The following is a 22,965-nucleotide window of genomic DNA, read 5'->3' on the forward strand; positions in this document are numbered from 1 at the left end:
TGAAAAAACGCCCGCGAAAACCGCGATTTCCCTGCGATCCCAGGGACGTCGGTTTGGCCAGGGCAGCTTGTGGTCAGCATTCTAGGAAACAAGATTAACGCGTCGCAAGCAAAATTTCATGTTGCGGTACGGCATTTCATAATGCGGGAATCTCGCCATACGAAACATAGGACTAAAATGCGCGCAGAATCCGCGACAAAGCCATGGCCAGCGTACCCAAGTCGAATATCCCCACGCCGTTTCACGACCATGCCCGGCTGCGGCGGCGGGGCCTGTATTGGCTGACGCCCGTCGTCGTACTCATACTCTATATATGTGTGATGGGGGTCTTCTTCTGGCTGCAGCGCATCCACGACGATAGCGTCATGTTCGTGACGATCGATCAGGAGATGCGGCAGCAGCGGCTCATCTGGATCGTGCTGGCGCTGTCGTGCGTGATCGTCATCAGTCTGTTGATGCTGTGGCGGTACACAAGGTTCCGTTCGCACGCCGAAGCCGCCCTGATCGCCGAAACCGGCTTCCGCCGCGCCATGGAAAACTCCATGTCCACCGGCATGCGCGTACTGGACATGGAAGGCCGCATCGCCTACGTGAATCCCGCCTTCTGCAGGATGATCGGCTGGAACGAAGCGGACCTGTTGGGCCGCAGCCCGCCCTTCCCTTATTGGGTGCCGGGCCGGCACGAGCAACACCAGCACACGCTCGACATCCTGCTTTCCGGCAAAACACCCAGCAGCGGGCTGGAGGTCGAAGCCCAGCGCCGCGACGGCTCGCGCTTCACCGCGCGCATGTATGTGTCCCCGCTGCTCGATCCCAACGGCAACCAGATTGGCTGGATGACGTCCATGACGGACATCACCGAGCCCAAGCGCATCCGCGAAGCGCTGACGGCGGCGCACGAACGCTTCATGACGGTGCTGGAAGGCCTGGACGACGCGATCTCGGTGACGGCCGATACGCACGACGGACTGGAACTGCTGTTCGCCAACCGCACCTACCGCCGGGTGTTCGGCGCACAGACTGGCGGGCACGACGAACTGCTGGCCGGCCGGCGCGGGCGCTTCACCGACGAATCGGTGGAGGTCTTCGCGCCATCGGTGCAGCGCTGGTTCGAAGTGCACCATCGCATGCTGGCGTGGACCGACGGCCGCCGCGTGCGCCTGCAGGTGGCCCGCGACATCACCGAGCGCCGCCAGCACGAAGAGGCTTCCCGCATCCAGCAGGAAAAAATCCAGATCACCAGCCGCCTGACCACCATGGGCGAGATGGCGTCCTCGCTGGCGCACGAGCTGAACCAGCCGCTGACGGCGATCGCGAACTACAGCATGGGCGCGGTGGCCCTGGTCAAGGCGGGGCACACCAACCCGCGCATGCTGCTGCCAGCGCTGGAAAAGGCCGCGGCGCAGGCCGAACGCGCCGGCAAGATCATCAGCCGGATCCGCGAATTCGTGAAGCGCAGCGAGCCGCGCCGCCAGCGCGTGGCCATCGCCGGCATCGTCGATAACGCCATCGGTTTCGCGGAACTGGACGCCCGCAAGCGGCGGATCCGCATCGAGCGCTTCGTGCCGTCGAACGCGCCCGACGTGCTGGCCGATCCCATCCTGATCGAACAGGTGCTGCTGAATCTGCTGAAGAACGGCCTGGAGGCCATGGAAAACAGCGATTCCGACGAGCTGAAGGTTGCCGTGATCGTGCACGAGCAGCATATCGAAGTGGCCGTGGTCGATCGCGGCCACGGACTGGCCGATCCCGAGCGGCTGTTCGAACCGTTTTTCAGCACCAAGGCCCAGGGTCTGGGCATGGGGCTGAACATCTGCCGTACCATTATCGAGTCGCACCATGGCCGCCTATGGGCCGATCCCAATCCCGCGGGCGGCACGATCTTCCGCTTCACCCTGCCCTGCGCGGCGCCGCAGGCGCAACCGCAGACTGACCAGTCCGAGGAGCTCCACGCATGAACACCCCCAATCCGTCGAGTACGGTATACATAGTCGATGACGACGAAGCGGTGCGCGATTCGTTGCGCTGGCTGCTGGAAGCCAATGGCTATCGCGTTCGCGCCTACTCCAGCGCGGAAAGCTTCCTCGAAGACTACGACCCGAACCTGGTGGGCGTGCTGATCGCCGACGTGCGCATGCCCGGCATGACCGGCCTGGAGCTGCAGGAACAGCTGCTCGCGCGCAAGGCGCCGCTGCCCATCGTCTTCATCACTGGTCACGGCGACGTGCCGATGGCGGTGACCACCATGAAGAAAGGGGCGATCGATTTCCTGGAGAAACCCTTCAATGAATCCGATCTGCGCGAGATCGTCGCGCGCATGATCGAGCAGGCCACGCAACGTGTGTCCAAATTCCAGGCGCAGCGCGATCACGAAGCCATGCTGGCGCGCCTGACCGCGCGCGAGCAGCAGGTGCTGGAACGCATCGTCGCGGGCCGCCTGAACAAACAGATCGCCGACGATCTGGGCATCAGCATCAAAACTGTGGAAGCGCATCGCGCGAACATTATGGAAAAACTGGAAGTCACGACCGTGGCCGACCTGATGAAGGTGGCCCTGGCCAAACCCGAGGCGCACGCATGACCGCACGCATCATCGATGGTTCGGCGCTGTCCCAGCGCATTCGCGACGACGTCGCGCAGCGCGTGGCCGAGCTGGCGAAACAAGGGATCCGTCCCGGGCTGGCCGTCGTCCTGGTGGGCGACAACCCGGCCTCGCAGGTCTACGTGCGCAACAAGGTCATGGCCTGCGAAAAGGCCGGCCTGCACTCGGTGAAGGAGCAGTATCCCGCCACCATGAGCGAGGCGGAGCTGCTGCAGCGCATTGCCGTATTGAATGGCGATCCCACCATCCATGGCATTCTGGTGCAGCTGCCGCTGCCCCCGCACATGGATCCGCACAAGGTCATCGAAGCCATCGCGCCGGAAAAGGACGTGGACGGCTTTCATATCAGCAACGCCGGCCTGCTGATGACGGGCCAGCCCCTGTTCCGGCCGTGCACGCCCTATGGCGTGATGAAGATGCTGGAATCCGAAGGCGTGGCGCTGCGCGGCGCCGAAGCGGTGATCGTCGGCGCCAGCAATATCGTCGGCAAGCCCATGGCCATGCTGCTGCTGGCCGCCGGCGCGACCGTCACGCTGTGCAATTCCAAAACCCGCGACCTGGGGTCGCATACGCGCCGCGCCGACATCCTGGTCGTGGCCACGGGCAAGCCCGGCATCGTCAACGGCGACATGATCAAACCCGGCGCGGTCGTCATCGACGTGGGCATCAACCGCGGCGAAGACGGCAAACTGCGCGGCGACGTGGATTTCGAATCCGCCCAGAAAGTCGCCGGCGCGATCACCCCCGTGCCTGGCGGCGTCGGCCCCATGACGATCGCCATGCTGCTGGTCAATACGGTCGAGGCGGCCGAACGGCTGGGGTAGGGAAGGCCCGGAAGGCCCACCCCCCGAAGCGCTATCGCGCTTCCCCCCTCAAGGGGGGCGACGCAGCGGACCGGCGGAGCCGGATCCGCGGTGGGATGAAGACCACCCCCGAAGCGCTATCGCGCTTCCCCCTCAAGGGGGCGACGCAGCGGACCGGCGGAGCCGGATCCGCGCGTCCCCGAATCGGGGAGACCGGCTTTATGCGGCGGGCGTTTGCAGTGGGAAGCAAGGCTACGGGAGGGCGGATGCGCGCGGCTGTGCGCGTTCTTGGGCGCCAGCGTCTTGCAAGGGACCGATCCGGCCTAATATATAGGCTACGTTCAAGCCGCCTACGCGCCCATTAATTCATCTACCCACCCCACGCACTGGTGTAGCCAAGCAGATCGGGGACGCCGCGGATCCGGCTCCGCCGGTCCGCTGGCGTCGCCCCCCTCGAGGGGGGAAGCGCGCCAGCGCTTCGGGGGGTGTGCACCCCATGTCATTGAATCCGTTACTCGCTTCCGTCGAAGACCTTATTGACTATGCCGCCATCAAGCCCGAGCACATCGTGCCGGCGATGGACGAACTGCTGGACAAGGCGCGCCAGGCCGTGGATCGCGCCGCCGATCCTGCGCTGCCGGCCACATGGGAGGCCGTCATCGAGCCGCTGGATTCGGCATCCGAGCAATTGTGGCGCGCCTGGTCGGTGGCGGGTCACCTGAATGCCGTGGTCAATACGCCGGCGCTGCGCGAAGCCTATAACGCCGCCCTGCCCAAGGTGACCGAGTTTTCCACCTGGGTGGGCTTGCATGAGGGCCTGTACAAGCAATACCAGCGGCTGCACGCGGCGCCCGGCTTCGCCGGCTGGAGCCCCGTGCGCCAGCGTGTCATCGAACTGGCGCTGCGCGATTTCCGCCTGAGCGGCGTCGAGCTGCAGGGCGAAGCGCGCGAACGCTATGCCGAGATTTCGGACCGCGAAGCGCAGACGTCGCAGAAGTTCTCCGAGAACGTCCTGGATGCGGTCGATGCCTGGTCCCTGCTGGTCCAGGACGAGGCCAAGCTGGATGGCATCCCGGCCGATGTGAAGCAGGCCGCCCGCCAGGCCGCCGAGGCCGACGGCAAAACGGGCTGGAAGCTCACGCTGAAGATGCCCTGCTATCTGCCGGTCATGCAATACGCGCGCGACCGCTCTCTGCGCGAAACGCTGTATCGCGCCTACGGCACGGTGGCATCCGAACAGGGCGATGCGCGCTACGACAATTCGCCGCTGATCGAAGAACTGCTGGCCTTGCGGGCGGAAGAATCGCGATTGCTCGGGTTCCGCAACTTCGCGGAATTGCGCCTGCAGACCCGCATGGCGCGCAACGCGGATGAAGTCATTACCTTCCTGCGCGACCTCGCTTCGCGCGCCCGGCCGTATGCCGAACGCGACCTGGCGCAATTGCGCGATTACGCGCGCCAGGAACTGGGCCTGCAGGATCTGCAGCCCTGGGACGTGCCGTTTGCCTCCGAACGCCTGCGCGAGGCCCGCTACGCCTACTCCGAAGACGAGATCAAGCAATACTTCACCGAGCCGCGCGTACTCGCCGGCCTGTTCGAGGTCATTGAAACGCTGTTCAGCGTTCGCCTGCGCGAATTCCCGGTATCGGCGTGGCATGCCGACGTGCGCGGCATCCGGGTGGAACGACCCGATGGCGAGCTGGTCGGGTATCTGTACCTGGATTTGTACGCACGCGCCGGCAAGCAGGGCGGCGCCTGGGTCGACAGCGAGCGCAGCCGGCGTCTGGCGTCGGGCACGCTGCATACTCCCGTCGCCTACCTGACGTGCAACTTCTCCCGACCCAATGGCGGCAAGGCGGCGCTGCTGACGCACGACGACGTGGTGACGCTGTTCCACGAAACGGGTCACGCGCTGCACGCGCTGCTGTCGGAAGTGGATGAACCCGGCGCCGCTGCCTTCGCCAGCGTTGAATGGGACGCTATCGAACTGCCTTCGCAGTTCATGGAAAACTTCTGCTGGGAATGGCCGGTAGTGCAACGGCTGTCGGCGCATGTGGACACCGGCGAGCCGCTGCCGCGCGCGCTTTACGACAAGCTGAAGGCGGCGCGTAATTTCCAGAGCGGCATGCAAACCGTGCGCCAGATCGAGTTCGCGCTGTTCGACATGCTGCTGCACGATCGCGCCGAGGGCGCCGACATCAAGGGCGTACTTGCGCTGCTGGACGAGGTCCGGCGCGAGGTGGCGGTGCTGACGCCGCCGGCCTGGCACCGCATGCCGCACAGCTTCTCGCACCTGTTCGCCGGCGGCTACGGCGCTGGCTACTACAGCTACAAATGGGCGGAAGTGCTGTCCGCCGACGCCTACGAGGCCTTCGAGGAAGCCGCCGCTCGCGGGACCGATGGCCATGGCACGCTGGACCCGGAAACCGGCGCCCGCTTCCGTCGGGAGATCCTCGCGGTGGGCGGGGCCCGTCCGGCGGCCGATTCCTTCAAGGCCTTCCGCGGCCGCGAGCCGCGCATCGACGCCCTGCTGCGCCATAGCGGCATGACGGCACTGCAGGACTGACGCCATGGCCGGTCTTGCGTCCGCACTCGCCCGGCGGCTTCGCCGCATCGGCGTCCAGGGTCCGGCGCGGCCGGCCGCGACCGGCCGCCGGCGGTGGTTGCGCGTGGCGGCCGCCTCGGCGCTGCTGGCAACCGCCGGCGCGCAAGCCGCCGCGCCCGCCCTGTACGACATCACGGGCCATCTGCCCGACCTGCGTTTCAGTCTGGCGGGCGCCGAGGGACGCACCGTCACGCAGGCGGACGTGAAGGGCAAAATCGCGCTGCTGTTTTTCGGTTATGCCAGTTGCCCGGATGTGTGCCCCACCACCATGGCGCAACTGAGCGACGTCGTGAACCGGCTGGGAAGCCAGGGCGCCGACGTACGCATCCTGTTCGTCAGCGTCGATCCGCACCGCGATACGCCTGACGCATTGCAAGCCTACGTCAACGCCTTCAACCGGGAAGCGATCGGGCTGACAGGCACGGAGCGCCAGATCGCGGACCTTGCGCGCCGCTACCGGGTCTCCTACCAGATCGATAAACCGCGGCCCGGCGCGGACCCCGAGGTCTACAACGTGACCCACAGCCGGGGGGTCTATGTGTTCGATCGCCGGGGCGCGGCCCGCCTCTTGCTATCGGACAGCAGCTCGAGCGAACGGATCGTCGAGGCCTTGCAGCGCCTGATCCGCGAGCCGCAGCGTTAAAACAACAGGGCAATCACTTGTTACACCGGACGGAGTTCCCTTCCGTCCCCCGGCGCTTATGATGCCCGTGTTGTTCTCCCCTTGACGCGTTCACAAACGAAAGGAGCACGATATGGACATCATCATCATGATCATCGTGGGTTTCATCGTCGGCTTGATCGCACGCGCGCTCATGCCGGGCGATCAGTCCATGGGCATTATCCTCACCACCATCCTGGGCATCGTCGGCGCCGTTGTGGCGGGTTTCCTCGGCCGGACGCTGGGATGGTATGGGCCGGGAGAGCCAGCGGGGTGGATTGCCTCGGTCATCGGCGCCATCATCGTGCTCTTCGTGGTCGGTATGTTCACGCGACGCCGCGGCGCCTAGCCGCGTCCGGCACCCGGACCAGCCGGGGGGGTGCCGAGCGTGAAAAAAGCCGCGCTGTTCGCAAGACAGCGCGGCTTTTTCGTTTGGCTGCCGCGACAGCTTCAAGCGGCCGCGGCAAGGGCGGCGCCGGCCTTGCGGACCTGGGCGTCGGCATCGCGCAAGGCGGTGCGCAACCCCTCTTCCACCACGGGGTGGTAGAAAGGCATTTCCAGCATCCGGGCTACGGTCAGCTCCTGCTGCAACGACCACGCCAGCAGGTGCGCCAGGTGCTCCACGCTTGGTCCCGCCATTTCGGCGCCCAGGAACCGTCCGGTGGACCGGTCGGCATAGACGTGCAGGCGGCCCTTGTTCTTCAACATGACGCGGGACCGTCCCTGGTTTCCGAAATCGACCTCGCCCACCACATAGCTGCCTTCGGGCAGCCGGTTGTAAGGCGTGCCGACCACCGCGATCTGCGGATCGGAGAAGACCACCGCCATGGGTGCGCGGCGCCGGCCCGGCTTCACGTCGGGAAAATTGGCGGCGTTTTCGCCGGCGATGCGGCCTTCGTCGGCGGCTTCATGCAGAAGCGGCAGGTCGTTGTTGGCGTCGCCCGCCACGAAAATGGGCGCATCGCCGGCCTGCATGGTGGTCCGGTCGTACTCCGGCACGCCGGCGGCGTTCAGCTTCAGACTGGTGTTCTGCAGCGCCAGCCCGCCCAGGTTGGGACGCCGGCCGGTCGCCACCAGGGCGTAGTCGAAGTGCTCCGTACGCTCGGTGTTGTCCAGGGCCACATATCGCACGCGGACCTGGTCGCCGTCACGCACCGTTTCCAGAACGCGGGCATCCGGGTCCAGATAGAACTCTTCCTGGAACGCCTTCTTGGCGCTTTGCCGCACGGCGGGGTCCGTGATGCCCCCCAGGCTGCCGCTGACGCCGAAGACGCGCACCCGCACGCCCAGCCGCGCCAGCGCCTGGCCCAGCTCCAGCCCGATGACGCCCGGCCCGAAGACCGCCACGCTGGAAGGGAGATCGTCCCAGTAGAACACGTCGTCGTTCACGACCATGCGGTCGCCCAGGGCCAGGAAAGGCGGCGGCACGGACGGCGTGGAACCCGTGGCGATGACCACGCTGGAGGCATGCACTTCGGTATGGTCGTCCACGCGCAGGACGGTATCGGAAACGAAACGGGCATGGCCGCGCAGCTTGTCCTGGGCGGGGATGTTTTCCACGCCTTCCAAGACGAAACCGACGAAACGGTCGCGCTCGCGCTTGACGCGGTCCATCACTTCGCGCCCGTCCACGCGGACCTTGCCGTCCAGATGCACGCCGAACGGCGCGCCGTGTCCGGCCGCGTGAGCGGCTTCGGCCGCCGCGATCAACAGCTTGGACGGCATGCAGCCGACCCGCGCGCAGGTCGTGCCGTATTGTCCGCCCTCGATGATGAGCGCGCGTTTGCCCGCGGCGACGGCGGCGCGGTAAGCGCCCAGGCCGGCGGTGCCGGCGCCGATAACAGCGACATCGGTATGCAAGGTTTTCATGCGTGTTTCCTGGCTATGGTCCTCGGTGTGCGCCCGGTATGGGCGGTCTGGCAAAGCGCGCCGCGCGGGCTCGGGGCCGCCGGCGCGCCCAGCCGGTCAGGCGAAGTACGCCTTCAGCTCTTCCAGGCCGCCGATCAGCGTGCCGTTGATGAACACCTGCGGGGCGGTCGCCTTGCCCGAAACGGCGCCGATGACGCGGCCGCGCACCTTGTTTTCCAGCGGGATGTCGATGGGCGCGTAGCCCTTGCTTTCGAGCAGACCCTTGGCTTCGATGCAGAACGGGCAGCCCGGCTTGGAGAACACGACCACCTGGTCGGGTTTGCGCGCCTCGGGGGCGATGTAGTTGAGCATCGTGTCGGCGTCGGAGACTTCGAAGGGATCGCCTTCCTTCTCCGGTTCGATGAACATCTTTTCGATTACGCCGTCGCGCACGAGCATCGAATAGCGCCAGCTGCGCTTGCCGAAGCCCAGGTCGCGCTTGTCCACCAGCATGCCCATGCCTTCGGTGAAGTCGCCATTGCCATCGGGCAGCAGCGTGATGTTGGACGATTCCTGGTCCTTGGCCCATTCGTTCATCACGAACGTATCGTTGACGGACACGCACACGATGCTGTCCACGCCGTTGGCGAAGAATGCGGGGGCCAGTTCGTTGTAGCGCGGCAAATGGGTGGACGAGCAGGTCGGCGTAAAGGCGCCGGGCAGCGAGAACACCACCACCGTCTTGTTCTTGAAGATGTCGTCGGTGGAAACCTGCTTCCAGGTGTTGTTCTCGCGAACGGGGAAAGTCACGTTCGGGACGCGTTGTCCTTCGCGGGCTTGCAGCATGAGGGAATCTCCGGTGTGGGTTTGGGCGTTGACGCCATGGAGAAATAATAAATATTCACTATCGACATATCCAATTTAATTATTCTTATCAATCAATAGCTTTTGACAATCAAGCCCTTCCGGCCGATAAGTCGATGATTATCGGCGGGCGACCGATCTCCATATATTGCGCCTTTCAGCGGCCAACCGCATGCGAGGGGCAGCGGGGCCGCGAGCGGCCTTTGCTCGCGACCCAAGAACGCCGGACGCCGCTCACGCCGCTGTCGGCGAATACCCAGCTTGCCGGATGGCCTGTTCCACCGTCACTTTATCGTCCGTGCCGGTCACCGTTACGCGATGGTTGGGCAGGTCTGCCTGCACCGCCGCGCCGGGAACCGCTTCCGTGATCGCGCGGGTGATCGTCTTGACGCAATGGTCGCATGACATGTCCGGAACTTGATACTGCATCACCGTGATGACTCCTTTCAAAGCGGATGGCGGGCCCGATGCCCAACCGACACCAACAGGCTACACCTTCCCATGATGGCAAGGTCAACGGCTGGCTCTCTTGAAAGCGCCTGGCTTGACCTTACCATCATGGGAAGGATGACACTGGCGACATTCCCGGTTCGCCGGCCCGTCTCTTTCCGCGCAGCGTGCTGCGCCCCTTTTCGATTCCGGACTTCATCATGACCGCCGCCCTCGCCGCTTCCGATCGCATCGAACTCTCCATTGAAGGGATGAGCTGCGCGTCCTGCGTCAAACGCGTGGAGAACGCGCTGGCGGGCGTTCCGGGCGTCCAGCGTGCCGCCGTCAACCTGGCCACTGAGCGCGCTCAAGTGGAATTGCAGCGGGCCGGCGCCGATACGGTGGGGGCCCTGGTCGCCGCGGTCGCCAAAGCCGGCTACGAGGCCCATCCCGTCGACGCAGGCGGCGGCGAAGCGGCGCGCCAGGCGGCCGCGCGGGAAAACGAGGCACGCGCGCTGCGTGGCCGCTTCACCCTCGCCCTCGTGCTGACCTTGCCCGTGTTCCTGCTCGAGATGGGCGGCCATCTGGTACCGGCCCTGCATCATTGGCTGCAGGCGCGCGTGGGCGAGACGGCGCTTTGGGCGCTGCAGTTCGTCCTGACCACGCTGGTGCTCGCCGTGCCCGGACGCAGCTTCTTTGCGAAAGGCGCCGCCGCGTTGCGGCATGCCGCTCCCGATATGAATTCCCTGGTGGCGGTGGGCGCGGGCAGCGCCTGGCTGTACTCGACGGTGGCGACATTCGCGCCCGGATGGCTGCCGCCCGATGCGCGGCACGTGTACTTCGAGGCGGCGGCGGTCATCGTGACGCTGATCCTGCTCGGCCGCATGCTGGAGGCGCGCGCCAAGGGCAAGACGGGCGCTGCCATCGCCCGGCTCGCCTCGCTGCAGCCGCGCACCGCCCGCGTGCTGCGCGGCGCCGACGCGGTGGACGTGCCGATCGAATCCGTGCGGCCCGGCGACGTGGTGCGCGTGCGCCCAGGGGAAAACCTGCCGGTCGATGGTTTGGTCATCGACGGCAGTTCTTACGTGGACGAATCCATGATCACCGGCGAACCGGTGCCCGTGCAAAAGCTGCCCGGGGTCAGCGTGACCGGCGGCACCCGCAATACACAGGGATCGCTTACCGTGCAGGTGACGCGCACGGGGGCCGATACGACGCTCGCCCGCATCGCGGAAATGGTGCAAACCGCACAGGGCGCGAAGCTGCCCATCCAGGGACTCGTCGACCGCATTACGTACCGCTTCGTGCCCGCCATCATGGCGCTGGCAGCCCTGACCTTCTTCGCGTGGCTGGCGGCGGCGCCGGCGCCGGCCCTGCCGGCGGCGCTGGTGCACGCCGTATCCGTCCTGATCGTGGCATGCCCGTGCGCAATGGGGCTGGCCACGCCCATGTCCATCATGGTGGGCACCGGGCGGGCCGCGGAAATGGGCGTGCTGTTCCGGCAGGGCGAAGCCTTGCAGACGCTGCGCGAGGTCGGCATCGTCGCGTTCGACAAAACGGGTACGCTGACGGAGGGCAAGCCGACGCTGACCGGCGTCGGCCTTGCGCCCGGCTACCGCCGCGAGGACGTGCTCGGATGGGTCGCCTCGATGCAGGAAGCTTCCGAACATCCGATCGCTTCGGCCATCGTTGCCGCGGCCCGGGCCGAGGGGCTGGTCTTGACGCCGGTGCGCGATTTCGCGGCGGCGGCCGGCGCAGGCGTCCAGGGCACGGTGAACGGCCATGCCATCCTGGCCGGCACGCCGCGGCTGATGGAGGCGCACGGCGTAGACGCCGGTCCCCTGCGGGAGCAGGCGCAAATTTGGGCGCGCGAAGGTAAGACCGTCATCCATGTGGCGGTGGATGGCGCCCTCGCAGCCGTGATGGCGGTCGCCGACCCCGTCCGTCCCAGCGCGGCGCAGGCCGTGGCCGCGCTGCGCGCGGCCGGCATCCGCACCGCCATGATCACGGGCGACAATCGCCATACCGCGCAGGCCGTCGCCCAAACGCTTGGCATCGACGAGGTACACGCGGAAATGCTGCCCGAGGGCAAGGTCGAGGCGGTGCGCAAGTTGCGCGGCGATGCGGCGGATGGCGCCGGGCGCGGCGCTCCGAACCGCCCCCGGCTGGCCTTCGTCGGCGACGGCATCAACGATGCGCCGGCGCTTGCCGCGGCGGACGTGGGGATCGCGATCGGCACAGGCACCGATGTCGCGCGCGATACGGCGTCGGTGGTGCTGATGTCGGCCGACCCGCGCGGCGTGCCGCGCGCGATTGCGGTCAGCCGGGCGACATTGACCAACATCCGGCAGAACCTGTTCTGGGCGTTCGTCTATAACGTTGCGTTGATTCCTCTGGCGGCCGGCGTGCTGATCCCCTTCGGGGGGCCGGCGCTGTCGCCCATATTCGCGGCGGCGGCCATGGCGCTTTCGAGCCTGTTCGTCGTCGGCAATGCCTTGCGGCTCAGGAGGTTCGCATCATGAATATCGGCCAGGCTGCCGCGGCGTCCGGCGTCAGCGCCAAGATGATCCGCTATTACGAAAGCATCGGCCTGATGCGCGCGCCCCAGCGTACGGAAGCGGGGTACCGCATCTACGGCGACGCCGACGTCCACACGCTGCGTTTCATCCGCCGCGCCCGCGACCTGGGGTTTTCCGTGGAGCAGATGCGCGATCTGCTGGCCTTGTGGCGCGATCGCGGCCGTGCGAGCGGGGACGTCAAGCGCATTGCCATGGAACATGTCCGGGAACTGGAACGCAAGGCGCAGGCGCTGCAGCAGATGGCGGACACGCTGCATCACCTGGCCGAGCACTGCCACGGCGATGACCGGCCGGAGTGTCCGATCATCGACGAATTGAGCGCGGACCGACCCGAGCCGCGCATTGCCTGAAATCAGGCCGGCACGCCCGTCCATTCCGAAACGAATTCACGGAAATCCGGCCGCTGCGCCGGCGGTACGGCGCAGGCCGGCGTGCCGATGGCCAGATACCCCAGGAAACGGTAATCCAGCGGGTCGAAACCCAGCGCCTCCTGCACTTCCTCGACATAGGTTCCCAAGCCCGTGCTCCAGAAGGCGCCGTAACCCAGCATGTGCGCGGCGTTCAGGATGTTCATCACCGACGCGCCGGTGGCGAGCAATTGTTCCTGCTCCGGGATCTTGGTGTTGTCGTGCGCGATCTTCTGGGCGACCGCGACGAAGACCGGGACGCCTGCCATCCATTCGCGCACGGACTTTTCCTTTTCCGGCGTCATGCGCTTATCGCCGCTGCGCTTGACCGCGTCGATCGCCATGTCGGCCAGCAGGCCGATCGCTTGTCCGCGGATGATCTTGAAGCGCCACGGCCGCAGCGCGCCGTGGTCGGGGGCAGCCATGGCCGCCTGGAACATCTGTTCCAGCTCTTCCGGGCGTGGCGCCGGCGCGCGCAGGAATTTCATGGAACGCCGGGTGTGAAGGGCATGGATCGGGGGGAATTCGGCTACGGAAGTCATTCGTATAAAGGGCGTGGAAGATTAGGGATGACTGTGGGCGTGAATCGCCGCATCAGCCGAGGTGGGTATGGCGTTCGGGGCGCTCCTCGACCTGCATTTCGGCCAGGCCGTGGAGGATCCCACAGTCCTCCGCGTGAGGCCGCGCCGACAGGCAGCGCTGCCGCAGCGCGGAAAGCTGCGCCTTCAGATGGCTCAACTCGGCGATCCGCTCGTCCACGTGCCGGATGTGTTCGTCGAATATGTCGTTGATGGGGCCGCAATTCGCTTCCTGGCTGTCGGCCAGGGCCAGAATGCCGCGGATCTCATCCTGCGCCATGTCAAGCGCCCTGCAATTGCGTATCAGCCGCAGGCGCTCCAGGTGCGCCGGGCCATAGCTGCGGTAATTGTTGGCGCCGCGCGTCGGCGCGTCCAACAGGCCTTCCTTTTCGTAATAGCGGACGGTTTCCACCGTCGTGCCGGCCGCCTTGGCCAGTTCGCCGATCTTCATCGGGAATTCTCCGGGGTCGAATGGGCTTGACCCTATAGTAACCCCAGGGTGTGGAATGCCGCCATGAGCAAAAAAACCGCTACCCCACGCCGAGGATTGCCGGCTCGCGCCCACTTGGACGCCGGCTCGGTGCGCCACGATCATGGCCACCCTCACGATCACAGTCCTTGTCAGGACCAGGATCACGGTCCTGATCACGATCATGGTCACGATCATGGTCACGATCATGGTCACGATCATGGTCACGATCATCGCCACGGGCACGCCGGCGAACATGGTCGTGCTCGCCCCGGCGATCACCGCCACGGTCAATGCTGTGTGCATGACCACGGCCACGAACACACGCGCGGCCATGCCCACGCCGGCAGCGCGGCGGAGCCCGCCATGACGGTCCCCCACGGCATGGTGCTCACCGAAATCCGCATCGGCGAAATGGACTGCCCCACCGAGGAAGCGCTGCTGCGCAAGAAACTGGCGGGCATGCCCGCCGTGGGCGACATGCGCTTCAACCTGATGCGCCGGGTGCTCACGGTCGTGCACCGCGAAGGCGGCCTGGATGACGTGCTGGCCGGCATCCGCGCGGTGGGCATGACGCCGGAGGTCCAGACCGGCGCGGCTGCTCCTGCAACGGCCACCGGAAGCCCCCGCTGGCGCTGGCTGGCGGCAGCAGGCGTGCTGGCGGGCCTGGCCGAAGCCGCGCATTTCGCCGGCCTGCCGGACCTTGCCACGGCCGCGCTGGCCATCGCCTCGGTGTTCGCCTGCGGTCTGAACACCTACCGGAAGGGATGGATCGCCGTGCGTCACGGCAATCTGAACATCAACGCGCTCATGAGCATCGCCGTCACGGGCGCCGCCATCATCGGCCAGTGGCCCGAAGCGGCCATGGTGATGTTCCTGTTCAACGTAGCGGAACAGATCGAGGCCCGCTCGCTGGACCGCGCGCGCAACGCCGTTCGCGGACTGGTGGATCTGGCGCCGCCCACGGCGATGCGGAAAGAAGCCGACGGCGGTTGGCGCGAGACGCCCGCCGCCGAACTGCGGGTCGACGACATCGTTCGCGTGCGGCCAGGCGAGCGCATCGCCGCCGACGGTGTCGTCATCGCCGGCCGGTCCGCCGTCGATCAATCCGCCATCACCGGCGAAAGCCTGCCAGCGGACAAAACGGTGGGCGACACGGTATACGCCGGCACCGTCAATGCCGAAGGCGCCTTCGAATACCGGGTGTCGGCTGCCGCGCGCGACACGACGCTCGCCCGCATCATCCACGCCGTGGAACAGGCCGCCGCCGCGCGTGCGCCCATGCAGCGCTTCATCGATCGCTTCTCGCGCGTCTATACCCCCGTGGTGGTGGGCATCGCCGTTATCGCGGCATGCCTGCCGCCCCTGGCGTGGGGTGAACCGTGGACGCAGGCCGTTTACCGCGCCCTGGCGCTTCTGATCATTGCCTGCCCTTGTGCGCTGGTCATCTCCACGCCGGTCAGTATCGTCAGTGGTCTGACGGCGGCATCGCGGCGCGGCATTCTGGTCAAAGGCGGCGTGTATCTGGAGAACGGGCGCAAGCTGCGCTGGCTGGCACTGGACAAGACCGGTACGCTGACGCATGGTCAGCCGGTGCTCACCGATTTGCACGTTGTCGGCGCCGCAGGCGCCACGAGCCGGCAGGATGCGGCGCGCGTGCTGGCCAGCCTGGCGTCCCGATCCGACCATCCGGTTTCGCGGGCAATCGCGACAGGCGCCGATGCCGTCGACCTGCATGACGTCGATGACTTCGGCGCCCTGCCCGGCCGCGGCGTGACGGGTCGTATCGCTGGGCGCCAATACCACCTGGGCAACCGCCGCCTGATGCGCGAGCGCGGCGTCGAAAGCGCCACGCTCGCGCAGCTCCTGGACGCGCTGGAGGCCCAAGGCAAGACCGGGGTAGCGCTGTGCGACGACAACGGCATCCTGGCCGTGGCGGCGGTTGCGGATACGGTGCGGCCCAGCAGCCGCGCCGCCATCGAAGGCTTGCATCGCCTCGGCGTGCGCACGATCGTCCTGAGCGGCGACAACGCCGCCGCGGTGCGGACCGTGGCATCTCAACTGGGCATCGACGAGGCGCGCGGGGAGCAGTTGCCCGAAGACAAGCTGCGGCAACTCGAGTCGAGAGGCGGCGATGGGCTGGTCGGCATGGTCGGCGACGGCATCAACGACGCGCCGGCGCTGGCCCGCGCCGACATCGGCTTCGCCATGGGCGCGGCAGGCACGGGGACAGCCATCGAAACGGCCGACGTGGCCCTGATGGACGACGATCTGCGCAAGGTCGGCGAATTCATACGATTGTCTCGCGCAACGCATCGGGTCCTGGTGCAGAACATCGCGCTGGCCCTGGGCATCAAGGCGGTATTCCTGGTCCTGGCCTTGAGCGGTATGGCGACGATGTGGATGGCCGTGTTCGCCGACGTCGGCACGAGCCTGATGGTCGTCGCCAACGGCATGCGTTTGCTGAAGCTGGGCGATGGACGTTTGGCGACGGGATGAACGGATAGTCGCCGTCGGTTACTGAGAGGGCCGGGCACGCGATGCGTGCCCAGTTTTTTTGGCCTGGCCGCCAAGGGCCGACTTCCCGAACAATTCCAAACGGCCGCAAAGCCGTCCCTATCATGCCGCCCTCGCTCTACGCGCCACGCGCCACCTTCCCATGTTCCCCGCCGCTTCCAGCGGCATCGGCAGACGCTGTAGGCTTCCCGCCCGATTTGCCGGCATGTCCCACGGCATTCACACCGATCATCAGCGCGGCCGAGGCATTCGGCCGATGGAGCGGGATGCCCGCTCCCGTGCCGGCTCCGGCTCAGGCCCCCTCCCTTCCCACGCCGTCCATACGCCGCCCGCGTGACGCAGCGCCGGCGCGCGACGGCTCAGACGCTTCCGCTCCGGCACCTCCGCGCCGAGATGGCAGCTCGCTGCTGTACGCGCGCATCGCCGGGGCGCGCGCCGTTTTGGGCGACGCAAGCGCGCACGACGACGCGCTTTTGCTCGCAGCCAATGCCGTGCATTTGCGGGCGAACGCCAATCCCTCGGACGAAGAGGCACAGGCCGCCTCTGCTGCCTTGTGGCGCGCCGAGGCCGATGCCTGGGCTGCGGCCAACGGCGCAAGTCCGCGATTGACCGAAGAGGACGTGCTGGCCGCTTATCTGGACCTGTGGTCGCTTGTACTGGATCCGCCCGCCACGCCAGATTTCATGGACCGGCGTGAAATCACCAAGCGGTACCTGCTGGAACGCACGGCTGCGGGGCTGTCGATCGCCATCCAGGAAACGCCGTCGCGACAACCGGTGCCCGTGGACACACTGCTCGACCACTACATGGACGACGCGGAGGTCCTTTCCCGGTACTACCTGCAATTCGCCGGCTATGCCGCCACCCAGCTGAACCGGTTCAGCCGGCTGGGCGTCATCGGGGAAGCGGCGCGGCAGGGCCTGAACCGCCTGCGCCTGGCCGAAACGCCAAAACGCATGTGGCACATCTCTTCGCTGGCGAAAATTCCGCCCGGCGCGTTGAACCTGCCTTCGGGCATGCTGCTATCGACGGTAATGCGCCGCATGGGGGATTCACATGTTGCGCAAATGGATGACGGCGCTTTCTATCATATCGATGCGAATGGGACCATCGAGCGCCTGAGCGGGCCGATTCTCGATGGCGAAGGACGGCTGGATGTGCGCCAGGTGCTGAAAAGCCGCGGCATCATTGCCGCCCCGGCACGTGACCGGTCGGCGGGACCTGTCGATTACGGCCTTCAGGAAGCGCCGGCCTACATCGCCAATTGGTCGGCCTGCGATCCCGTACCGCTGTTCGACCATGCGGTCGCACGCCGCCAGGATGCCTTGCGCAGCGCCATCGATGAATGGAAGAAAGAAAAATACCTGCCCTCGCGCATGGAATCGGTGATGCGGCTGCTGATTCCGTTCTACGAGCTGTATCACAACAAACGCTGGGATCCCGGCTACCACGTCAAGGCGCAAGACGTGGCCTGGGACGCCGGCCTGCTGGCGTTCACGGTTGCGTCGATCGCCATCGGCGGATTGGGAGGCTCGGCGGGGATGGCAGCCGCCCGGCAGTCCATGCGCGCCGTCGCTTCGCAAGGCTTGAAGGCAATGATCCAGGCCGGGCTTGCGTCCACGGTGCGGCAATTCAGCCTGCGCGCCTTTCTCATACTTGGGGTACGGGAGACGGCCGATTTCGTTCTGCCTCTGACGCCGGTCGTGCACTTGATGAAAGGCGTCACGCGCTCCACAGCAATCGCGGCGCGCGCCTTGCGGCCCGCCCTGCGCGATGCAAGCATCCTGCTGCGGGCGGCCAGCCCGAAGGACCTCTTGAACGTGGTCTACGACGCCATTGCGAAGACGGGCGGCCTGGCCCGCTCAATCAGCGCACAGACGCTGCGCGACGCCATCGAAGTCGCCGCCCGCCGCCCGGTCCCGGATCGCGTCTATCGCGAGCAAAGCCACGCTCCGCTTTCAACCCTGGAATTCTCCTCGGGCGACGCCGCTTCCGAGGACGACATCCTTGTCGAATGCATCCGCGCCGCCGCTTCCACGATGGACCGCGCTCCGGCGCGCCTGCTCAGCGCGGACCGCGGCGCGGCGCTATCGGGCGCCGCGCCGCAGCCGCGCGCGTCCACGATCACAGCTATCGATACGACGCAGGCGCCCGGCAGATTCCGTACCATCCAGGATGTCCTGATCAACGAAGGACCCCGGCTGGTCGGGGACGGCAAGCTGCGCGCCGAAACCCTGCGGGCCGCTATTTTCCAGGCGTATACGCGAGATGACAAAAGAATCGTGTACCTGGGCGGCTCCATCCCGCAAGGATGGATCGTGCCGGTCGAACCAGCGCTGCGAGAGCCTGCCCCCCAACCGTGAACCCCTTCGTGGAGACCAGATGTTCGAAGCACCAGAACCAGCCAAGCCCGCACTTTGCCGGCGCCGGACCCTGCGATGGGCGGCGGCGCTCCCCCTGTTTCTGCCGGCGGCGTCGCGGGCCGCACGCGGCATGGGAGCGGGGGCCGGAACCGCTGGCCCGCCGGCAGGCAATCACGCGACGCCGCGACCGCTCGACACAGCCGGTTTCCACGCCGCATGCGCGCGCCTCGAACGCGCGCACGATCGCCGCCTCGGCCTGTACGCCATCGATACCGGCAACGGACGCACTGTCGGTTATCGCGCCGGAGAACGCTTTGCCTTCTGCAGCACCTTCAAAGCCTTGCTTGCCGGCGCCATCCTGGCGCGGCTAAAGGCCGATGCCGGCATACTCGATCGGCGCATTCTTTACACCCGCCACGATCTGGTTCCCTACTCCCCCATCACCGAAAAACACGCGGGCGGCAGCATGACGGTCGCGGATCTGTGCGCCGCCGCGCTGCAATACAGCGACAACACCGCCGCCAACCTGCTGTTGCATGCGGTGGGCGGCCCCGCGGCCCTTACCGGGTACGCCCGCGCGCTCGGCAACCGCAGCTTCCGCCTGGACCGCTACGAACCCGCTTTGAACAGCGCGATCCCGGGCGATCCCCGCGACACGGTCACACCGGCGGATATGGCAGCCAGCCTGCGTAGCCTTGCCGTTGGAAACGCCTTGACGGCGGGCGGCCGTGAACGGCTGCCGGAATGGCTGCTGGGCAACACTACGGGCGCCAATCGCATCCAGGCCGGCGCCCCGGCGGGATGGCGGGTCGGCGACAAGACCGGCACGGGAGACTACGGCGCGGCCAACGACATCGCCATTGTCTGGGCGCCGGACCGCCCGCCCATCGTCCTGGCGGTCTATACGGCCGCCTCCGCCACGGCCGCGGCGGCGGACGAACCGCTGATCGCCGCAGCGACGCAGCTGGCGATCGGCGCGCTGGGCTAGCCCAGCAAAGGCGGTCCGCTCAGCTGTTGTCAGGCATGGCGGGCAAGGGGCCCGGCGTATCCAGTTTTTCGTCGGGGCGCTCGGAACCCGGCGGATAGGGGTCGGCAGGCCGGATCGTATGAGGCGCGGCGGGTGGCTGCGGCGATGGCGTGACCGACGGCGCGGCCGGCGGATTCTCCGGGTCGCCCGGGTCCCGCGATCCGGCTGGCGGCGCCGAAGGCGGCGAAGGCGGCGGATTCTCCATATCGCGGGGATCGCGGTTCTGTTCGGGTGCGTTGCTGATCATGGATTCAACCCTTCAACATCGGATGACGGCGCGCGTCCTTGCGTAGCGTCAGCGCGATGGCCAGGAACGCCGGCCACCGCAGGACGGCCATGCTTTCTGTGTCCGTTGGACAAGAGCGCGCCTACCAGCAATCCGCATGCCCCCGCGATACGCGGCATACGGACCGATCACATCTATGCCGCGCCGGCTGCAGGCGCAGACACGCCGGGCCCGCGCATGATCCGGATGCCGAGCCGCGCCAGCAGCGCGCGCGTGGCCTCGTCCGGCACATCCTCGGCGTAAACGTCGATATCCAGCGATCGCGCCGTCTCCACCACAGACGTGGCCAATTGCTGGCTGCCGAGGCTTTGCGACATGCCGCTGACGAATCCGCCGCCCAGCTTCACGTATGCCAGCCGCAGGCTGTGCAGCTGGCTGACGGCGCTCAATTGCTGCGCGAGCCGCCGTACGCCGACATGCGCGCCGCAATCGCGCGCGATGCGGCACAGCTCCGCCACCGCCTGGCGCCGCTCGGCCACCGCGTGGGCATCCACCTCCAGGTAGAGCCGAGCCGCAAGCGCCTTGCGTTCGGCCAGCATGCGCTCGACCTGCAGCAGGAAGTTGGGGTGCGAGAGCGACGGCATGGCGATGCGCACGGTCAAATCGCCTTCGTTCATCATGAGCCAGCTGACGGCAAGGCGGACAGCCTGGATATCGCATTCTGCCGTCAGGTCCAGCCGCGTCGCGGCCGGAATGAACAGCTTGGCGGGAATCGGCTCCGGCGAACCCTGGCTGTGCAGCATCAGGGACGCTTCCTGCCGGATCACGGAACCGTCCTGCGCGCGCAAGGGTTCCAGCGCCAGGGTGAACCGCTGGCGCTCGATGCCGTCGGCAATGGCATGGCGCCATGCCGACTCCCCATGCGCCGACAAAGCGTGCTCTTCATCCGTCGCCAGCTGGACGTGGTCGTCGCCCGCGCTTTCGCCCCGCATCAGCGCAAAGTCGAGCCGGCCCAGCAGCTCCCCAACCTTGCCGCCGGCCGCATAGTCGCTCATCGCGAGGGCCCAGCGGCACAAACCGCCCTCGCCCACCGGAATGCGCGACTCACGCAGCTCGTTTCGCAAACGTTCGGCCACCAGCATGGCGGTGGGCGCCGGACATTGCGGCATCAGCAGCGCGAAGTCCGATCCGTTCAACCGCGCGATCAAGGTGTGGTTCAGCTGCATCTGCTCCACCAGGGCGGCCACGCGCTGCCCCAGTCCGGCCAGCCACTGGTCCACGAACTCCCGCGGCATATGGCGGTTGATGGCCGCCAGATCGCGTTGCCGGAACACCAGTACATGGCCGCGATCGGCGTCCGCTTCGGCGGAAGCATCGGCGCTGGCTCCGGCAGACCCGTTGGAACCCCTCGACGGGGCCGCCTGGCCGGTACGCTGCGGCATGCGTGCGCCGGCCTCCAGCGCGCGCAGGAATTCGTTGATGAAGTACTTGCGGTTCGCCAGACCGGTGACCGGGTCCTGATTGACCTCGATTTCCAGGGACTCGATGCGCGCGGTCTGCTCCTCGGTGGTCGCGCGCAGTTGTTCGCGCGTCTGGTTCAGCGCGTCCGTGATGCCGGACAACTCCGGTACGCGCGCGGTCAGCGCTTGCCCGAACTGGCCGCGGCCAATGGCGCGCATGTGCTCGCCGACCTCGGCCAGAAGCCGCTTCTCGATCCAGCGCACCAGCGCAAAGGCGAACAGGGCCCAGGCGACGCCCGCGGCCACCACCAGGCCGACCATCTTCACGCTGCTTTGCCACAGCGTTTCCCAGGCGTAGGTGTCGGTGGCCGTCAGCGTGACCTCGCCGATCTGCCGCCACCCGTCGGTGACCACGTGACTGGCCGACTTCGCCGTCAGCGGCACCAGCCGCTGGAACCATTGCGGCACGACCCGCGACGCGTTGTCGGAACTGCGCTCGATGATCACCTGTCCCTGCGGGTCCGTCAGCCGCACCAGGGAAAAGTGACCGCCGTCGTACAGCGCCGACACCAGCAATTCCTGCGTGACGCGTGCGCTGTTGGCGGGCTGCGAGAGCGACAGCGCCAGGGACACCGCCGCATCGCTGCTTTGGACCTGCAACTGCCCGGCCAGATAGTCGCGCGCCGCGCTCACGCTCAAGGCCAGCGTGCCGAGCAGAATGATCGCGATGGCGATGGTGATACTGAGCAGTAGTTGTCGGAGTATGGACATGGTGTTTCCTGCAAAGCCTATTGCCGCATCCCTTCGCGCTCCATGCGCTGCAGCAGGTTGCGCCAGCGGCCGATGCGATCGACCGGGGCGGCGTTTTTGCCGTCGACGTATACGCCTTCGGCGTTGAAACTGAATACCGGCGTCAGGTCGCGCCGTTGCGACGCTGGCAGGATATTGGAGACCAGGCTGTCAAGGACCAGCGGTTCCGCGTTGGCCGACGGGTAATAGGCCAGCACCATGTGCGCGATCTGCTCGGTGCTTTCGGGACCGCCGATGCGCGCGCGCACGTAAACGAAGCGCAGTTTGCTGGTGGGCACACCCAGCCGGATCAACGAAAAATACTTGCCGATGACGAAGTCCTCGCAGTCTCCCGCGCCCTTGCCCAGCGACTCCACCGGCGTGGCCCAGTAGTCCGCCTGGCCCCATACGCTGCGGTCTTCGGCCTGTATCAGCCGCTGATTCCAGAAGGCATTGACGCTGGCCAGCTTGTCGGCTTCGGCAAGCGCGGCATCCTCCTGTAGCAGTTGCAGCCAGGCATGTACGACCCTGGCGCCCTTCGCACCGTAGCGGGTGGCCGCTGCCTGCTCCACCCGCGCCGCGTCGAGCTCCAGCGCGCCGCTCCACCCCCACCCGAAAACCAGGCAGAAGAAAGCCGCCCTGGCCAAGGCCAGGACGGCACGCGAAGGCATCGGGCTACCCATGAAACATATTGTAAAGCCAAGCCTGGGCGACCCCAGAAGGGGCCGCCCGGGGCCG

General features: G+C 66.8%; 19 protein-coding genes. 11 read left to right on the forward strand and 8 right to left on the reverse strand.

All coding sequences use genetic code 11. The features are described from left to right. Nucleotides 1-203 precede the first annotated feature (203 nt). From CAL13_RS12720 to CAL13_RS12745, 6 genes are all read left to right on the forward strand, one after another. A complete protein-coding gene (locus CAL13_RS12720; RefSeq protein WP_086057718.1) occupies nt 204-1,958 on the forward strand; it encodes a PAS domain-containing sensor histidine kinase in 1,755 nt (584 codons plus the stop codon). Further along, complete coding sequence (locus tag CAL13_RS12725) at nt 1,955-2,581, forward strand: response regulator transcription factor (protein ID WP_086057719.1); 627 nt, start codon at nt 1,955-1,957, stop codon at nt 2,579-2,581. Before CAL13_RS12720 ends, CAL13_RS12725 begins: the two co-directional genes overlap by 4 nt. Beyond that, entirely contained in the window at nt 2,578-3,426 is an 849-nt protein-coding gene (gene folD / locus CAL13_RS12730) for a bifunctional methylenetetrahydrofolate dehydrogenase/methenyltetrahydrofolate cyclohydrolase FolD (protein WP_086057720.1), read from the forward strand. The genes CAL13_RS12725 and folD overlap by 4 nt, the downstream gene beginning before the upstream one ends. Nucleotides 3,427-3,901: 475 nt before the next feature. Next, complete coding sequence (locus tag CAL13_RS12735; protein ID WP_086057721.1) at nt 3,902-5,971, forward strand: M3 family metallopeptidase; 2,070 nt, start codon at nt 3,902-3,904, stop codon at nt 5,969-5,971. A gap of 4 nt (nt 5,972-5,975) precedes the next feature. Further along, nucleotides 5,976-6,653: an SCO family protein gene (locus CAL13_RS12740; protein ID WP_086072581.1), complete on the forward strand. Its 678-nt coding sequence runs from the start codon at nt 5,976-5,978 to the stop codon at nt 6,651-6,653. A gap of 112 nt (nt 6,654-6,765) precedes the next feature. After that, nucleotides 6,766-7,020: a GlsB/YeaQ/YmgE family stress response membrane protein gene (locus CAL13_RS12745; RefSeq protein ID WP_086072582.1), complete on the forward strand. Its 255-nt coding sequence runs from the start codon at nt 6,766-6,768 to the stop codon at nt 7,018-7,020. 101 nt (nt 7,021-7,121) lie between these two features. On the opposite strand, the gene CAL13_RS12750 is transcribed toward CAL13_RS12745, so the two are convergent. From CAL13_RS12750 to CAL13_RS12760, 3 genes are all read right to left on the reverse strand, one after another. Further along, complete coding sequence (locus CAL13_RS12750) at nt 7,122-8,540, reverse strand: dihydrolipoyl dehydrogenase (protein ID WP_086072583.1); 1,419 nt, start codon at nt 8,538-8,540, stop codon at nt 7,122-7,124. Between the two features lie 96 nt (nt 8,541-8,636). Beyond that, nucleotides 8,637-9,365 (reverse strand): glutathione peroxidase, encoded by a 729-nt coding sequence (locus CAL13_RS12755; RefSeq protein WP_086057725.1) that lies wholly within the window; start codon nt 9,363-9,365, stop codon nt 8,637-8,639. 252 nt (nt 9,366-9,617) lie between these two features. Continuing rightward, nucleotides 9,618-9,812 carry a heavy-metal-associated domain-containing protein gene (locus tag CAL13_RS12760; protein ID WP_086059441.1) on the reverse strand — a complete coding sequence of 65 codons (195 nt, stop codon included), beginning with the start codon at nt 9,810-9,812 and terminating at the stop codon, nt 9,618-9,620. A 221-nt stretch (nt 9,813-10,033) separates the two neighbouring features. Between CAL13_RS12760 and CAL13_RS12765 the strand changes: the two genes are divergently transcribed. Both CAL13_RS12765 and cueR read left to right on the forward strand, forming a co-directional pair. Then, the gene (locus CAL13_RS12765) at nt 10,034-12,334 is read left to right on the forward strand and encodes a heavy metal translocating P-type ATPase (protein ID WP_086073635.1); all 2,301 of its coding nucleotides are present in this window, start codon (nt 10,034-10,036) and stop codon (nt 12,332-12,334) included. Further along, entirely contained in the window at nt 12,331-12,741 is a 411-nt protein-coding gene (cueR, locus tag CAL13_RS12770; RefSeq protein ID WP_086072584.1) for a Cu(I)-responsive transcriptional regulator, read from the forward strand. Before CAL13_RS12765 ends, cueR begins: the two co-directional genes overlap by 4 nt. 2 nt (nt 12,742-12,743) lie before the next feature. Here the strand turns inward: cueR and CAL13_RS12775 are convergent, their stop codons facing one another. After that, on the reverse strand, nt 12,744-13,340 hold the full coding sequence (locus CAL13_RS12775; RefSeq protein WP_086057727.1) for a nitroreductase family protein: 597 nt from the start codon (nt 13,338-13,340) through the stop codon (nt 12,744-12,746). 52 nt (nt 13,341-13,392) lie between these two features. Beyond that, nucleotides 13,393-13,827, reverse strand: a complete 435-nt coding sequence (gene cadR / locus CAL13_RS12780; protein ID WP_086057728.1) for a Cd(II)/Pb(II)-responsive transcriptional regulator — start codon at nt 13,825-13,827, stop codon at nt 13,393-13,395. A 63-nt stretch (nt 13,828-13,890) separates the two neighbouring features. Here cadR and CAL13_RS12785 point away from each other — a divergent pair, with 63 nt between their 5' ends. The 3 genes from CAL13_RS12785 (at nt 13,891) to bla (ending at nt 19,713) form a co-directional block, all read left to right on the forward strand. Next, nucleotides 13,891-16,344 (forward strand): heavy metal translocating P-type ATPase, encoded by a 2,454-nt coding sequence (locus tag CAL13_RS12785; protein WP_086072585.1) that lies wholly within the window; start codon nt 13,891-13,893, stop codon nt 16,342-16,344. Between the two features lie 491 nt (nt 16,345-16,835). Further along, nucleotides 16,836-18,725, forward strand: coding sequence for a hypothetical protein (locus CAL13_RS12790; RefSeq protein ID WP_157664866.1), 1,890 nt, complete (start codon nt 16,836-16,838; stop codon nt 18,723-18,725). Between the two features lie 130 nt (nt 18,726-18,855). Continuing rightward, on the forward strand, nt 18,856-19,713 hold the full coding sequence (gene bla, locus CAL13_RS12795; RefSeq protein WP_086073636.1) for a class A beta-lactamase: 858 nt from the start codon (nt 18,856-18,858) through the stop codon (nt 19,711-19,713). Between the two features lie 19 nt (nt 19,714-19,732). On the opposite strand, the gene CAL13_RS12800 is transcribed toward bla, so the two are convergent. The 3 genes from CAL13_RS12800 to CAL13_RS12810 all read right to left on the reverse strand — a co-directional run bounded on the left by CAL13_RS12800 (nt 19,733) and on the right by CAL13_RS12810 (nt 22,898). After that, nucleotides 19,733-19,999 (reverse strand): hypothetical protein, encoded by a 267-nt coding sequence (locus tag CAL13_RS12800; RefSeq protein ID WP_086057732.1) that lies wholly within the window; start codon nt 19,997-19,999, stop codon nt 19,733-19,735. 173 nt (nt 20,000-20,172) lie between these two features. Continuing rightward, entirely contained in the window at nt 20,173-22,209 is a 2,037-nt protein-coding gene (locus CAL13_RS12805; RefSeq protein ID WP_086072587.1) for a bifunctional diguanylate cyclase/phosphodiesterase, read from the reverse strand. A 17-nt stretch (nt 22,210-22,226) separates the two neighbouring features. Then, nucleotides 22,227-22,898, reverse strand: a complete 672-nt coding sequence (locus CAL13_RS12810) for a transglutaminase-like cysteine peptidase (RefSeq protein WP_086072588.1) — start codon at nt 22,896-22,898, stop codon at nt 22,227-22,229. Between the last annotated feature and the right edge of the window lie 67 nt (nt 22,899-22,965).

The organism is Bordetella genomosp. 9, assembly GCF_002119725.1.
Classification (GTDB): domain Bacteria; phylum Pseudomonadota; class Gammaproteobacteria; order Burkholderiales; family Burkholderiaceae_B; genus Bordetella_C.

Excerpts from the sequence above, each read along its gene's own strand:
- CAL13_RS12720 (WP_086057718.1), top strand. The coding sequence starts at position 204 with ATGGCCAGCGTACCCAAGTCGAATATCCCCACGCCGTTTCACGACCAT.
- CAL13_RS12725 (WP_086057719.1), top strand. The coding sequence starts at position 1,955 with ATGAACACCCCCAATCCGTCGAGTACGGTATACATAGTCGATGACGAC.
- folD (WP_086057720.1), top strand. The coding sequence starts at position 2,578 with ATGACCGCACGCATCATCGATGGTTCGGCGCTGTCCCAGCGCATTCGC.
- CAL13_RS12735 (WP_086057721.1), top strand. The coding sequence starts at position 3,902 with ATGTCATTGAATCCGTTACTCGCTTCCGTCGAAGACCTTATTGACTAT.
- CAL13_RS12740 (WP_086072581.1), top strand. The coding sequence starts at position 5,976 with ATGGCCGGTCTTGCGTCCGCACTCGCCCGGCGGCTTCGCCGCATCGGC.
- CAL13_RS12745 (WP_086072582.1), top strand. The coding sequence starts at position 6,766 with ATGGACATCATCATCATGATCATCGTGGGTTTCATCGTCGGCTTGATC.
- CAL13_RS12750 (WP_086072583.1), bottom strand. The coding sequence starts at position 8,540 with ATGAAAACCTTGCATACCGATGTCGCTGTTATCGGCGCCGGCACCGCC.
- CAL13_RS12755 (WP_086057725.1), bottom strand. The coding sequence starts at position 9,365 with ATGCTGCAAGCCCGCGAAGGACAACGCGTCCCGAACGTGACTTTCCCC.
- CAL13_RS12760 (WP_086059441.1), bottom strand. The coding sequence starts at position 9,812 with ATGCAGTATCAAGTTCCGGACATGTCATGCGACCATTGCGTCAAGACG.
- CAL13_RS12765 (WP_086073635.1), top strand. The coding sequence starts at position 10,034 with ATGACCGCCGCCCTCGCCGCTTCCGATCGCATCGAACTCTCCATTGAA.
- cueR (WP_086072584.1), top strand. The coding sequence starts at position 12,331 with ATGAATATCGGCCAGGCTGCCGCGGCGTCCGGCGTCAGCGCCAAGATG.
- CAL13_RS12775 (WP_086057727.1), bottom strand. The coding sequence starts at position 13,340 with ATGACTTCCGTAGCCGAATTCCCCCCGATCCATGCCCTTCACACCCGG.
- cadR (WP_086057728.1), bottom strand. The coding sequence starts at position 13,827 with ATGAAGATCGGCGAACTGGCCAAGGCGGCCGGCACGACGGTGGAAACC.
- CAL13_RS12785 (WP_086072585.1), top strand. The coding sequence starts at position 13,891 with ATGAGCAAAAAAACCGCTACCCCACGCCGAGGATTGCCGGCTCGCGCC.
- bla (WP_086073636.1), top strand. The coding sequence starts at position 18,856 with ATGGGAGCGGGGGCCGGAACCGCTGGCCCGCCGGCAGGCAATCACGCG.
- CAL13_RS12800 (WP_086057732.1), bottom strand. The coding sequence starts at position 19,999 with ATGATCAGCAACGCACCCGAACAGAACCGCGATCCCCGCGATATGGAG.
- CAL13_RS12805 (WP_086072587.1), bottom strand. The coding sequence starts at position 22,209 with ATGTCCATACTCCGACAACTACTGCTCAGTATCACCATCGCCATCGCG.
- CAL13_RS12810 (WP_086072588.1), bottom strand. The coding sequence starts at position 22,898 with ATGCCTTCGCGTGCCGTCCTGGCCTTGGCCAGGGCGGCTTTCTTCTGC.